General features: G+C 68.9%; 12 protein-coding genes. 6 read left to right on the top strand and 6 right to left on the bottom strand.

All coding sequences use genetic code 11. The annotated features are described in order from the left end of the window. Positions 1–59 precede the first annotated feature (59 nt). Positions 60–1349 (bottom strand): ABC transporter substrate-binding protein, encoded by a 1290-nt coding sequence (locus AB4Y91_RS01190; protein ID WP_441416766.1) that lies wholly within the window; start codon positions 1347–1349, stop codon positions 60–62. A 134-nt stretch (positions 1350–1483) separates the two neighbouring features. Here AB4Y91_RS01190 and AB4Y91_RS01185 point away from each other — a divergent pair, with 134 nt between their 5' ends. Next, positions 1484–2218: a FadR/GntR family transcriptional regulator gene (locus AB4Y91_RS01185; RefSeq protein ID WP_175323859.1), complete on the top strand. Its 735-nt coding sequence runs from the start codon at positions 1484–1486 to the stop codon at positions 2216–2218. A 73-nt stretch (positions 2219–2291) separates the two neighbouring features. On the opposite strand, the gene AB4Y91_RS01180 is transcribed toward AB4Y91_RS01185, so the two are convergent. Together AB4Y91_RS01180 and AB4Y91_RS01175 are read right to left on the bottom strand one after the other, a co-directional pair. After that, positions 2292–3323, bottom strand: a complete 1032-nt coding sequence (locus tag AB4Y91_RS01180; protein WP_441416765.1) for an aldo/keto reductase — start codon at positions 3321–3323, stop codon at positions 2292–2294. 37 nt (positions 3324–3360) lie between these two features. Next, positions 3361–4233: an NAD-dependent epimerase/dehydratase family protein gene (locus tag AB4Y91_RS01175; protein WP_441416764.1), complete on the bottom strand. Its 873-nt coding sequence runs from the start codon at positions 4231–4233 to the stop codon at positions 3361–3363. A gap of 148 nt (positions 4234–4381) precedes the next feature. On the opposite strand from AB4Y91_RS01175, the gene AB4Y91_RS01170 reads away from it, so the two are divergent. The 4 genes from AB4Y91_RS01170 (at position 4382) to AB4Y91_RS01155 (ending at position 6661) form a co-directional block, all read left to right on the top strand. After that, complete coding sequence (locus tag AB4Y91_RS01170) at positions 4382–4846, top strand: universal stress protein (protein WP_441416763.1); 465 nt, start codon at positions 4382–4384, stop codon at positions 4844–4846. Further along, on the top strand, positions 4843–5610 hold the full coding sequence (locus AB4Y91_RS01165) for an SRPBCC family protein (RefSeq protein ID WP_441416762.1): 768 nt from the start codon (positions 4843–4845) through the stop codon (positions 5608–5610). Before AB4Y91_RS01170 ends, AB4Y91_RS01165 begins: the two co-directional genes overlap by 4 nt. After that, positions 5607–6284, top strand: a complete 678-nt coding sequence (locus AB4Y91_RS01160) for a hypothetical protein (protein WP_441416761.1) — start codon at positions 5607–5609, stop codon at positions 6282–6284. The genes AB4Y91_RS01165 and AB4Y91_RS01160 overlap by 4 nt, the downstream gene beginning before the upstream one ends. A gap of 116 nt (positions 6285–6400) precedes the next feature. After that, a complete protein-coding gene (locus tag AB4Y91_RS01155; RefSeq protein WP_441416760.1) occupies positions 6401–6661 on the top strand; it encodes a DUF6480 family protein in 261 nt (86 codons plus the stop codon). Positions 6662–6824: 163 nt separating this feature from the next. Here the strand turns inward: AB4Y91_RS01155 and AB4Y91_RS01150 are convergent, their stop codons facing one another. The 3 genes from AB4Y91_RS01150 to mgtA form a co-directional block, all read right to left on the bottom strand. Continuing rightward, the gene (locus tag AB4Y91_RS01150; RefSeq protein ID WP_441416759.1) at positions 6825–7238 is read right to left on the bottom strand and encodes a DUF302 domain-containing protein; all 414 of its coding nucleotides are present in this window, start codon (positions 7236–7238) and stop codon (positions 6825–6827) included. Beyond that, positions 7235–8596, bottom strand: a complete 1362-nt coding sequence (locus AB4Y91_RS01145; RefSeq protein ID WP_441416758.1) for a phosphoribosyltransferase family protein — start codon at positions 8594–8596, stop codon at positions 7235–7237. The genes AB4Y91_RS01150 and AB4Y91_RS01145 overlap by 4 nt, the downstream gene beginning before the upstream one ends. 101 nt (positions 8597–8697) lie before the next feature. Beyond that, positions 8698–11445 carry a magnesium-translocating P-type ATPase gene (gene mgtA / locus AB4Y91_RS01140; protein WP_441416757.1) on the bottom strand — a complete coding sequence of 916 codons (2748 nt, stop codon included), beginning with the start codon at positions 11443–11445 and terminating at the stop codon, positions 8698–8700. A 311-nt stretch (positions 11446–11756) separates the two neighbouring features. On the opposite strand from mgtA, the gene AB4Y91_RS01135 reads away from it, so the two are divergent. After that, on the top strand, positions 11757–12491 hold the full coding sequence (locus AB4Y91_RS01135) for a GAF and ANTAR domain-containing protein (RefSeq protein ID WP_441416756.1): 735 nt from the start codon (positions 11757–11759) through the stop codon (positions 12489–12491). Positions 12492–12500 lie beyond the last annotated feature (9 nt).

The raw sequence follows: 12500 nt of genomic DNA, 5'->3' as shown, positions 1-12500 counted from the left end.
TTTGTGACGCAGTTTGCGAAGCAGTTGCGTCAGGCGCGGTGCGCCGGAGCGCCGGAGCGCTACTTCTTTTCGCTGTCCAGGAACTTCTGGAAGGCGTCGTTGGCGGTGTCAGCCGCTGCCGAGGCGTCGCCCCCGGTGATGGTGGCGACGATCGGGGCACCGACGATCTCGCGGGCCTTGCCCACGGTGACAACCTGGGGACGGTCGTGGCCCACACCGGCCTTGGCGCTGGCGGCGATGGCCTCGGCCAGGTCCTTCGGGTAGGTGGAGGTTCCGGCCGGGTCGGCCCAGACCGAGGCACGCGGACCGGGGACGCCGGCCTTCTGTGCTGCCAGCGTGCGTTCCTTGCTGGTGGCCCACTGGATGAACTTCCAGGCGTTGTCCTGGTTGCCGGACGCCTGGTTGACGGCCAGGCCCCACGACGGGATGTTGTACGGCTTGGAACCGGCGGGGCCGGCGGGCAGCTGGGCAAAGCCGACCTTGTCCGCGACCTTGGACTTGGCCGGATCGGTGGCGTTCTTGTAGAGCGAGTCCGCTTCGGTGTAGAAGGCGGCCTTGCCCTGGGTGAAGATTGCCATCGCTTCGGGCCAGCTCATGTCGGTGCTGACGTTCTTGGGGCCGTAGTTCTTGATCAGGCCGCCGTAGAAGGAGTAGGCCTTCTTCGCTGCGTCACTGCCGACGGCGGACTTGCCGTCGGCGTCGGTGAAGTCACCGCCGAAGCTGTAGAGGAAGCTGGAGAACTGGGTCACGGCCGCGGACTTGCCGGTGCGGGCCACGAAGCCGGCGGTGTCCGGGTTGGCGGCGGCGATCTTCTTGGCGGCGGCCTCGAGCTCGTCCATGGTCTTGGGGACCTGGATGCCGGCGGCCTGCAGCAGGTCCTTGCGGTAGTAAAGGACTTCGCGTTCGGTGATGATCGGGACGCCGACGACCTTGCCGTCCACCGTGGTGGCCTTGACGGGTCCTTCCTGGTAGTCCTTCCAGTCCCAGTTCGCGTCCGAGGAGACCTTGGACGTCAGGTCAGCGAGGTAGCCGTTCTTGGCGAACGCCTTGCCCTCCTGCAGCGGACGGTACATCATCACGTCGATCTCGTCGCTGCCGGCGTTGAGCTTGACGTTGTACTGGTCCGAAAGCTGGTCTTCGCCGAGCTGGGTGAGTTCGACCTTGAGGCCGGTCGCCTTTTCGAATTCCGGAATGGCGGCCTTGATGCCCTCGGTCCATACGTGGTTGGCCAGCGTGACCCGGACCGTGCCGGCGGCCTTGGCGTCGCCGCCACCGCCGCCGCAGGCGGTCAGCCCGAGCGACAGCGCCGCGGCTACGGCCGCGTACTTCACAATTGAACGTCGCTTCATTACGACTCCCTTGTCTTCAGGGCCGGATCAGGCTCCAGCCACCCGCGGATGCATCTTTACATCTGCTCTGGAGCGATCTTAGAGAAATAAAGCAGACTTAAACAACCCCTTGCGCCCACCCGTATGATTTATTCATGCAAACCCCAAAGGCGGAGTCTTCAGCAGACCTGCACTCCGTGCTCGTCCAGACCCTGGGGCTCGCTATTGCCGAGGGGAGCCTGGCGCCGCACTCGATCCTCCGCCTGGACGAGCTGGAGGCGCAGCACAGCGTGTCGCGCTCGGTGGTGCGGGAGGCCACAAGGGTGCTCTCCTCGATGGGCATGCTGGAATCCCGGCGCCGGCTGGGCACGGTGGTGCAGCCGGAGGAGTCCTGGAACCTTTATGACCCGCAGGTGATCCGCTGGCGGCTGGCCTCATCCAGGCGGGTGGACCAGTTGCGGGCGCTGAACGAACTCCGCGGCGCGATCGAGCCGCAGGCGGCCCGGCTGGCGGCCGAACGGGCTTCCTGGGACACCGGCAGCGATCTCGTCGCCCAGGCCGCGCGGCTCTGGGCGGCCGGGCAACGCGGGAACCAGGACGAGTTCCTGCGGCTCGACATCGAGTTCCATGCCTCCGTGCTCCGGGCCTCGGGCAACCCGATGTTTTCGCAGCTGCACAACTTGGTTGCCGAGGTCCTCACCGGCCGCACCGAGCACGGCCTGATGCCGCACCTGCCCCAGCACGAGGCGCTCCAGCTGCACGTGGACGTGGCCAGCGCCATCCAGCGCGGCGAGATGGACACCGCGCACGCGGCGATGCGCCGGATCGTGGAGCAGTCCACCGAGGAGATCGGCGACATCTGGTCCAGCCACCAGGGCGGTCCGGCCTAAGAACCACGACGCGGGGTCAGATACGGCCCATGTTGGGCCCCGGGATGGGCCGTATCTGACCCCGCGTTGTTCCCTAGCGGCCGCCCTCGAGCTTTCGGCTGCGCTGCTCCTGGGCCATGGGCCCGTACGGATAGACGCCGACGCGGGGCTGGCTGACCTCGGTCAGCCGATCCGTCTCAGCGTCGGTAAGCCGGAGGTCCGCTGCCGCCAGGTTGTCCGCGAGCTGCTCGGTGCTCCGCGCCCCCAGGATCACCGAGGTGACCGCCGGCCGGTCCGCCAGCCACGTGAGCGCCACCTGGGATGGGCTCACGCCGTGCCGCCCCGCCGTTTCCTGCACCTCGGCAATGACGTCCCAGGTCCGCGGGTCACCGTTGCGGGCCTCCCACGCCTCCATCCCGCGTTTGGGATTTTCGCCGAGCCGGGTGGCGCCGGCGGGCGGCTGGTCGCGTTTGTATTTGCCGGACAGCCAGCCGCCGCCCAAAGGCGACCAGGGCAGCAGGCCGATGCCGGCGTCGAGCGCTGCCGGGACGATTTCCGACTCGATCTCACGGACCAGCAGGCTGTACTGCGGCTGCAGTGTCACGGGCGCGCTCCAGCCCTGGGCCCTGGCCACGTGGACGGCCTTGGTCAGCTGCCAGCCCAGGAAGTTGGAGAAGCCGTAGTAGGCGATCTTGCCGCTGCTGACGGCGTCGTGCAGGAACCGGAGGGTCTCCTCCAGCGGGGTCACCGGATCCCACGCGTGCAGCTGGTAAAGGTCGATCTGCTCGACGCCGAGCCGGCGCAGCGAGTCATCCAACGCCCGGGCCAGGTGACGGCGGGAGGTCCCGACGTCGTTGGGTGCCTGGCCCATCGGGAAGCGTCCCTTCGTCGCCACGACGGCCCGGTCCCGGAGCTCGGGCCGTTCGGACAGCCACCGGCCGATGATTTCCTCCGACACCCCCGAGCTGTAAACGTCGGCAGTGTCGATGAAGTTGCCGCCGGCCTCGAAGTAGGCGTCCAGGATGGCGCGGGACTGCTCCTCGCTGGCCTCGGCGCCGAAGGTCATGGTGCCCAGCGCATAGTTGGAGACAACGGCGCCGCTGTTGCCCAGGGTGCGGTATTGCATGGAACTCCTCAGTGGTCGGTGGGGGTCAGGCCGCGCTTCAGTCCTCGGTGGGCGTGGTGCGCAGCGAGTGGTAGTTCCGCCAGCTGTGCTCCGGGGCGTAGCCCAGGAGCCGTTTGGCCTTGTCGATCGAGAGCATCGTCTCGTGCTCGCCGAGTTCCTTGACCACCTTGACGTTGGGGAACACCTCGGCGGCCAACTCGCTGCTGGGGCGGCTCATCACGGTGTCCTCGTTGGCGATGATGAAGGCCTCGAAGCCCGGCTTGCCGTGCTCCAGCGCCCGAGCCACGGCCTGCGCGCCGTCGCGGCCATCAATGTAGCCCCAGAGGTTCCATTTGCGCAGCGAGGCATCGGCGTCGAACGACGGGAACTCCTCGTAGTCCTCCGGGTCCATCACGTTGGAGAACCGCAGGCCGGTAATGCTCAGCGTGGGGTCCCAGCGGGTCAGCTGGATCGCCATCTGCTCTTCGAGGTGCTTGACCAGCGAGTAGGTGCTTTCCGGCCGGGCCGGGTATTCCTCGTCCACCGGGATGTAGGGAGGGTCGACGTCGAACGGCAGTCCCAGCACCGTCTCGCTGGAGGCGTAGACAATCTTCTTGATGCCGGCCCGGCGCGCGGCCTGGAACACGTTGTAGGTGGCCTGCATGTTGTTCTCGAAGGTCGCGGCGTCGGGAGCGAGGCCCGGGGCCGGGATGGCGGCCAGGTGCACGATTGCGTCGAAGCCTTCATGCCGGTCATCCAGGCCGAGGATGACGTCGACGACCTGCCCGTAGTTGCGCAGGTCCACGCGGGTGAATCCGTGCTCCCGCTCGCCCGCCTGGTCCAGGTTGGTTACCTGGTGGCCGTCGTCGGTGAGCCTGCGGACCACGTTCCTGCCGAGCTTTCCGCTTCCTCCGGTAACTGCAATTCTCATCAAGGTCTCCTCGGTCGTCGGGGCGGCTGCCGTCCCCCCCACCCTAGATCGGACGGCGTCCCCGGTGCACGCCGCACCCGCCGGGGCGCGCCGCCGCGGTGACCTTTGGCCCTAGGCACTGCCGCGGTGACGGGGCAGGGTGGGTGCCATGAGCGGAGATCAGCGGATAGTCGTGGGCGTGGACGGCTCCGAGTTTTCAACGACGGCACTCCGGCTCGCCGGGCGCATGGCCACCAGCCTGAACGCCCCGCTGGAGGTCATCACGTGCCTGGGCACCTCGGATTTCTTCCTCGCGTCCCACCTGCCGGAAGAACGCACCGCCTCGCCAGGCGAGCTCGAGGAGACCGCCAAGCGCCTGGTGGAACAGTCGCTGGAACGGGCCTTCGGCAACTCCCGCCCGGAGCAGCTGAGCCGGCAGATCAAGTTCGGGCCGCCAGCCAAGGTGCTGATCGAGGAGAGCAAGGACGCGCAACTGCTTGTGGTGGGACGGCGCGGCCAGGGCGGCTTCCTCGCCCAGGTGATGGGGTCGGTCAGCGGCGCCTGTGCGGCCCACGCCCATTGCCCGGTGCTGGTGGTCGGCCAGGAGGCCGGCGAAGGCCAGCCGACCGAATGAACGCAGGCCGCACGGCTGCGCCCCGCTTGCCCGCCCGGTTGAAAGGGCCGCTCGCGGCGCTGGCTGCCGCGGCGGCGGCCGCAGGCTACGTGCTCGCCGTACGGCCCCGCCTGCTGCACTGGGGAGCGACCGCCCAGGAAGCGGCCGGCCCCCTGCCGGGCGATGAACTGGTACCCACCGCGCGCCTGCAAAGCACACGGGCCGTCAACATCGCCGCGCTGCCCGCCGTGGTGTGGCCGTGGCTCGTCCAGCTGGGGTCCGGCCGCGGCGGGATGTACAGCTATGACGCCCTGGAGAATGCGGTGGGGCTGGGCATGCACAGTGCGGATCGGATCCTGCCCGAATTTCAACAGCTCTCTGTCGGAGACACCATTCCGCTCGCCCCCGGCGCCGGCATCCCGGTCCGGCGGCTCGAACCGGGGGCGGTGCTGGCCCTGGGCGGCACCATGGATCCGCGCACCGGGCACATCACCGGGCACATCACAGATCACATCACCGGGCATCCCGCGGCGGAGGGACGCCGCCTGACCGGACCTCGCCTGGAACTGGGCTGGACCTTCGTGCTGCAGCCGCTCGGTGCCCGCAGCACCCGGTTGCTCTCGCGGACCCGCTATGACTACTCGCCGCTGCCGCTGGGCATCCCGCTGCGCGTCGTGCTTGAACCGCTGCAGTTCCTGATGGAGCGCCGGATGCTGCTGGGAATCCGCTCCCGCGTGGAGCGGCGCCGGCCCCGCAGCAGGCGCCGCCGGGGAGGGCCGCGGTGAAATCGGCAAGGACCAGCATTCTCGCCGGCATTGTCCTGATGACGGTCGGTGTGCTGTGGCTGCTGGATGTGCTCGGCATCGTCGAGAGCGCCGCCTATCTGGCGCCGCTGATCTTCGCCGCGGTGGGCGTGCTGTTCCTCTCGATCTTCCTCCGGGGCCGGGAGAACTGGTGGGCGGCAATCCCCGGCTCGGTGTTCCTGGGCCTGGCCGCGGTCATCACCGCCACGCAACTCACGGACGGCCGCGCGGGCGGCGCCTTCCTTTTCCTGTTCATGGCGGCCGGATTCGCCGCGGTCTATCTGCGCGAACGGGCCAACTGGTGGGCCCTGATCCCGTGCGGGGTGATGTTCACGCTGGCCATCGTCGTGGCCCTACCGCAGGAACTGCAGGGCACACCTGTGGCCGCCGTCCTGTTCCTCGGGCTGGCGGCCACCTTCGGGCTGCTTTCCCTGGTTCCGGTCCGGACCCCAGACCACACCGGCCGGATGAAGTGGCCCCTGGTCCCGGCGGCAGTCCTCGCCGTGCTTGGCGTGGCCTTCGCTCTGCAGGCGACGGCCGTGCTCATCGCCGTGGACTTCGCCCTCCCGGCCGCCATGATCCTGGCCGGGATCGCCTTGCTGGTGTACGCGTTCCGCGCCCGCCACAACGGGCAGCACAAGACCCACGGCGCCTAGGAGCTCCTTCCTCCGGCCCCGTTGACCTTTCATGGCCGGATCCACGTCCGGACGACTAGGATAATCAGCATGCTTATTAAGCACCCAGAGTTACCGTAACCAGGGAAGGCATAACCATGAGCACGTACCATCCGGAAAATGACCCGGCCAACCCCGATCCGCCAAAACCGGGTGGCGGTTCCGCGCGTCCACAGAGCGTGCCGAACGCGGCGCAGCGCGGCGATCAGGAGCCCCAGGCCGCCGACCAGGGAGCTTCGCCCAATCCCGATCCACTCAGCGGCAAGATTACCGGGCTGGAGCCGGGCGGTGGTGTCCCGCCGGGTGAAACGCCGCCGGCGGAGGGCTCGATGAGCCGCGACCAAGGCCACAGCGAGTAACGCACCCTAACGGGACTGACCGAGGCGTTCCCGCCCGGTTGTTGGCGGCCCGGGCCCCACGCGGGCCGCGGTTCCGCGCGGGGGCCGGGCTTCCCCCGGCTGCGGACCGGATGAACCGGGCAGGAACGTCGCCGGCGTCGGACTAGCCGCGGCCGGCACCCACCTAGGCGTCCGCCGACAGCTGGGCCAGGGCGGCACGGAGCCGGGCGCCGGCGTCGTCCGCCACCTCACGGACCGCGGGGCTGTCGCTGAGTTGCACCATGGTCTGGGGATCGATCACGTCCACCGTCGTATCGGCGGCGCCCGGGCCGCGCCGGACCACCACATTGCACGGCAGCAGGGCGCCCATTTCCGGTTCGGCCGCCAGGGCGCGGCTTGCCAGCTGCGGGTTGCAGGCCCCGAGGATCACGTAGTCGCCCAGGGCCTGCGCGGCGTCCTCCCCAAGCTTGGCGGCAAAGGTGTCGCGCACGTTGATCTCGGAGAGGATCCCAAAGCCTTGGCCCGCGAGGGCGGCCCGGGTCTTCTCGACGGCGTCCGCCCAGCTCAGCGGCAGGACGGCGGTGTAGGTATAGCTCATGGCTCACTCCTGGCTGGTGGGGTCGGTTCGGACACGGGCAGGAGGTACTTGGCGAACCAGTCCCTGGCCAGGATGGCCGCCGCGGCCAGCGTGCCGGGCTCCTCGAACAGGTGCGTGGCGCCCTGGACCACGGCCAGCTGATTGGGGCACCGCATCATGGCTTTGGCCTTGCGGTTGAGTTCAAGCACCTCATAGTCGAAGCTGCCCACGATCAGCAGCGTCGGCGCGCGGACGGCGGAAAGCCTCGGGCCGGCCAGGTCGGGACGGCCGCCGCGGGAAACGACGGCGGCGATCCGTGCGGAGGGTTCGGAGGCGGACCACAGCGCGGCGCCCGCCCCGGTACTCGCCCCGAAATATCCGACGGCGCAGGAGGCGGTGTCCTCGCGGGTGGCGAGCCAGTCGGTGGCCGAGGACAGCCGGCGCGCCAGCAACTCGATGTCGAAGACGTTGGCGCGGTTGCGCTCCTCCCCCGGCGTGAGCAGGTCGAGCAGCAGGGTGCCCAGCCCGGCGCGCTGGAGCAGGCTGGCCACGAAGCGGTTCCGCGGGCTGTGCCGGCTGCTGCCGCTCCCGTGGGCGAACACCACCACAGCGCGGGCCGGCACGGGCAGGTGCAGATGGCCCTGCAGCCGGACACCCCGGGACGGGATCTCCACCTCTTCGTCGAATTCCACCGGGTCCTCGGAGACCGCCGTCGTCCCGGCCGGACGCGGCGAGTCCTTAAGGCGCCGGGCGGCGGCGTCGAGCAGCTGGATCACCTCGTCGTCCTCGGTGGGCGAGAAGTCGCGGTAGTGGTATCCGACGGCGGCGAAGTGCCGGGGAGTGGCCAGGCAGACCACCTCGTCGGGTTCGCTCAGGCTCGCCAGGGTGTCCGCCGGGGCGACGGGCACGGCCAGGATCACCCGGGCGGCGCCCAGTTTGCGGGCGATGCGGCAGGCGACCCGGGCAGTGGAGCCGGTGGCGATTCCGTCGTCGACGATCACCGCGATGCGGCCGGTCAGGTCCTGGCGCGCGCGCCCCTTCCGGAACCGCGCCACCCGGTTCTCCAGCACGGCCCGTTCGCGGTTCTCGACTGCCTGCAGCTCCTGCTCGCTCACCCTTGCCTGGGCCAGCACATGCTCTTCCAGCACCCTCGCGCCGCCCTCCCCGATCGCCCCCATGGCAAGTTCCGGCTGGTAGGGCAGTCCGAGCTTCCGGACCACAATCACGTCCAGCGGTGCGTCCAGGGCCGCGGCCACCTCGAAGGCGACCGGGACGCCGCCGCGGGGCAGGCCGAGGACCACAATGTCCTTGCCGCGCAGATCCGCGAGCCGCCGCCCCAGTTGCCGCCCGGCATCAACCCTGTCTTCAAAAATGCTCATTGTCTTGGCTTTCCAATCGGGCGCCGGCCGCCGGGCTCATCCGGCGCTGCGCTCCGCAGGCCGGGCATCGGACCAAGTTGGCCGTTTCATCCCACTATCCGTCAGGAGTTCCCGGGATGTGAGGGCCCTTGTACCCGGTTTCGTTTGCGCCGGACCGACCGTCCCCGGCGGGGTGCCAGCGGGGCCCTGCGTGCGTGACGGGTGGCCGGTTCCGTGGTGCTGAAGCGTGCGGCGCGGCGGGCCACATGGTGGTCCTTGCCCCGGCGCCGGACCCTCGGCAACACCGGTGCGGCCGGTTGCTGCGCCGCCCGGGAGAAGAACCACTGCTTGGCCAGCTCCACCAGCACCAGGTACACCACGGTCATGCCCAGCAGGGCCAGGAAGAACGGAACCGGCAGCGGATCGAAGCCCAGGACCGCCGCCAGCGGGGACAGCGGAAGGAAGACCCCCAGGGCCACCACGCCCAGCGACGCGCCGAGCAGTCCGAGCGACGGCCGGCTGCGCAGGAAGGGCACCCGGCGGGTCCGGATCGCAAAGATGATCAGCGTCTGGGTCGCGATCGACTCGATGAACCAGCCGGCCCGGAACTCCCCCGGCACCGCATCGAAGACAAAGAGCATAAGGGCGAACGTCGCGAAGTCGAACACCGAGCTGATCGGGCCAAAGAGGAACATGAAGCGCCGGATGAAGGATATGTTCCAGTGCGCCGGTGCCAGCAGCTGCTCCTTGTCCACCCGGTCCCCCGGGATGGCCAGCTGGCCGGTGTCGTAGAGCAGGTTGTTGAGCAGGATCTGCCCCGGCAGCATCGGCAGGAAGCTCAGCACCACGGAGGCCGTTGCGGCGCTGAACATGTTGCCGAAGTTGCTGGAGGTGCCCATCAGCACGTACTTGATGGTGTTGGCGAAGATCCGCCGGCCTTCCATGACGCCGTCGGCCAGCACGCCGAGGTCCTTGTCCAGCAGCACGACGTCGGCGGCGTCCTTGGCGACGTCGGTGGCGCTGTCCACGGAGACGCCGATGTCGGCCTGGTGCAGCGCGAGCGCATCGTTGACGCCGTCGCCCATGAACCCGACCGCGCCGCCGCTCTGGCGCAGCAGCCGGATAATCCGGGCCTTCTGCTCCGGCGAGACGCGGGCGAAAATGCTGGCCTCGCGGGCCGCCGCGCTCAACTCCGGGTCGGACATCGCCTCCGCCTCGGCGCCGGTAATGGTCCCGCCGGAGAGCACACCGAGTTCGTCGCAGACCCGCTCGGCCACCTTCGCGTTGTCCCCGGTGGCAATCTTGACCGTAATTCCCAGCGCCTCCAGCCGGTCCAGGGACTCCCGCGCATTCGCCTTGGGCCGGTCGAGGAAGACCAGGAAGCCGGCCAGGACCAGGTCCTTCTCGTCAGCCGGTGACATGTCCTCCATGCCGGCGGCGTCCCGGGTGGCCACGGCCACCACGCGCGAACCGGCGTCGAACTGTTCGTCCAGCAGGGCCTGCACCTTGGCGGGCGTGGCGCCGCACAGGGCCAGGACGTCCTCCGGCGAGCCCTTGGTGATGATCCGGGCGGGGCCGCCGGCCTCGCGGACCAGCACGCTGGTCCGCCGGCGCTGGTGGTCAAAGTCGATCACGTCGAGCCGCTCATAGCGCGAAGGTTCGAACGCCGCCGCCTGCGGGGACTGCCAGAGCGCGGCGTCCAGCGGGTTTTGCCCGACGACGGACCGTTTCGCCTCCGCGTAGTCCGCCTCGGTGGCCAGCAGCCCCAGGCTGAACAGCTTATCCGCGGACACGCCGGCCGCCACCGGCAGGGCCGCCGTGAAGCTGATCCTGCCCTCCGTCAGGGTTCCGGTCTTGTCCGTGACCAGGATGTCCATGTCGCCGAGGTCCTCGATGCAGACCAGCCGCTTGACCAGCACTTTGCGTTTGGCCAGCTGGCGGGTGCCGGTGGCCAGGCTCGTGCTGACGACGGCGGGCAGCAGCTGCGGGGTGATTCCCACGGCGATGGCCAGGGAGAACAGCAGCGACTCGATCACCGGCCGCTGCAGCAGCAGGTTGGCGATGAAGATGAGCGAAGTCAGTGCGATGGCCACCTGCAGCAGCAGGAAGGAGAACCGCTTGAGCCCGAGCTGGAATTCGGTCTGCGGCTGCCGGTCGCCCAGGCCGAGCGCAATCCGGCCGAACTCCGCCCGGCCGCCGGTCGCCACCACCACCCCGGTGCAGCTGCCGGACTGGATCACGGTGCCCATGAACAAGCAGGACGTCAGGTCCCCCAGGGCGACGCCGCCGGCCACCGGCGCGGGATCCTTGCCCACCGGCAGCGACTCCCCGGTCAGGATGCTTTCGTCGCAGAGCAGGTCCTTGACCGTCAGCAGGCGCAGGTCGGCCGGGATGATTGCGCCCAGGCCCAGCTGCACGACGTCGCCGGGCACCAGGGCGGTCACGTCCACCTCGCGCGCGGTGCCGTCGCGGAGCACGACGGCGGTGTGCGTGACCCGTGAATGCAGCGCCTCCGCGGCGCGCTCGGCCCGGAATTCGTTGCTGAAGCCCAGGCCCACACTGACAAGCAGGATCACGCCGATGACGATCGAGTTGGTGGCGTCCCCCAGGAAGAGCGAGAGCCCGGCGGTGACGAGCAGCAGGATCAGGATGGGGCTGCGGAATTGCCGGCCCAGCACGGACCAGCCACTTGCCTCATGCGTGCGGACCGCATTCGGCCCCAGCACGGCAAGCCGCTCCGCCGCTTCCGCTTCGCTTAGGCCACCCGCAGCTGAATCCAGCCGGGCGAGCACTGTGCCCGCCTCGGTGCCGGCGGCGTCCGCGATGGTAAGCGGCGGGGAGGCGGACTCCCTGGTTTCGAGCTGTGACATACAGAATCCGTCCGACTACCTCGAGATACCGCTAAGACTACGTCGGGAGCCGCCGGGAGTCATTTGGGTCGGGAAAGGCTCGCGGCCGGGCTGTCGGCCCCGCGGCGAATCCGCCGAAAGGATCCGGCGAATGTCCCGGCAAAACGGCTGCAAAGTCCTGTATATAATTTTTCCCGGTACGGTTTAGCAGAAGGCCGTTGGATAGTTCTTCGATCCGGCTTCGCTGCCGCTACCACCGCCCTCTTTCGCTGCTGTGGTGCGTCCCGCCTCGCCGGCTCGATTCGACCCGAGCGAAACGGCATCAAGGAATAGTGGTAAGCGAGTCAACCGCAACATCGATCAACCAGCACTTGCATCAGCTCGTGTTGAACAGCGCCGACGTGGAGGAATTCCTCGGCGAATTAGCCCGCGTCTCGGCGCGCAGCCTTTCCGAGCCCGGCGACGAAGTCCTGTGTGGAATTACGCTGCTCCGGCAACGGAAAGCCGCCACCGTGGCCAGCAGCAGTACGGCTGCGCAGGCCATGGACGAAATCCAGTACGGCTTCAGCGACGGCCCCTGCGTGACGGCCTCCCGCGAACAGGAAACGGTATACATTGCCGACCTCGACGACGACACGCGCTGGCCGCAGTGCGCCGCCATGGTCCGGGAGCACGGCATGCGCTCCATCCTCGCCGTACCGTTCCTGCTCGACGGCGAAACCCGCGCCGCGCTGAACCTGTATTCACACCGTCCCCACCGCTTTGACGAACGCGCCCAGGAGCTGGCGAGCATCTTCGTGCGACAAACGACCATGGCTCTGGGGCTGGCAGTGCGTTTCGCGCACTTCAGCGAGACGGCCGACAACCTCAAGGCGACGCTGGAGACGCGCACCGCGATCGACGTCGCGGTCGGCATCATCATGGCGCAGAACCGGTGCAGCCAGGCCGAGGCCTTCGAGCTGCTAAAGACCGCATCAAGCACCCGCAACGTCAAGCTTCACGCCGTCGCCTCCGCCATCGTGGACGGTCTGGGCCAGGGCCCGACGCGGACCCACTTCGAGGACTAGGCACCGGAC

This window comes from Arthrobacter sp. YAF16, assembly GCF_052113385.1.
Classification (GTDB): Bacteria; Actinomycetota; Actinomycetes; order Actinomycetales; family Micrococcaceae; genus Arthrobacter.
This window is presented reverse-complemented; position numbering and strand designations above follow the sequence as displayed.

Coding starts and splice junctions, on each gene's coding strand:
- AB4Y91_RS01185 (WP_175323859.1), top strand. CDS start 1,484: ATGCAAACCCCAAAGGCGGAGTCTTCAGCAGACCTGCACTCCGTGCTC.
- mgtA (WP_441416757.1), bottom strand. CDS start 11,445: ATGTCACAGCTCGAAACCAGGGAGTCCGCCTCCCCGCCGCTTACCATC.
- AB4Y91_RS01190 (WP_441416766.1), bottom strand. CDS start 1,349: ATGAAGCGACGTTCAATTGTGAAGTACGCGGCCGTAGCCGCGGCGCTG.
- AB4Y91_RS01175 (WP_441416764.1), bottom strand. CDS start 4,233: ATGAGAATTGCAGTTACCGGAGGAAGCGGAAAGCTCGGCAGGAACGTG.
- AB4Y91_RS01180 (WP_441416765.1), bottom strand. CDS start 3,323: ATGCAATACCGCACCCTGGGCAACAGCGGCGCCGTTGTCTCCAACTAT.
- AB4Y91_RS01170 (WP_441416763.1), top strand. CDS start 4,382: ATGAGCGGAGATCAGCGGATAGTCGTGGGCGTGGACGGCTCCGAGTTT.
- AB4Y91_RS01150 (WP_441416759.1), bottom strand. CDS start 7,238: ATGAGCTATACCTACACCGCCGTCCTGCCGCTGAGCTGGGCGGACGCC.
- AB4Y91_RS01155 (WP_441416760.1), top strand. CDS start 6,401: ATGAGCACGTACCATCCGGAAAATGACCCGGCCAACCCCGATCCGCCA.
- AB4Y91_RS01145 (WP_441416758.1), bottom strand. CDS start 8,596: ATGAGCATTTTTGAAGACAGGGTTGATGCCGGGCGGCAACTGGGGCGG.
- AB4Y91_RS01165 (WP_441416762.1), top strand. CDS start 4,843: ATGAACGCAGGCCGCACGGCTGCGCCCCGCTTGCCCGCCCGGTTGAAA.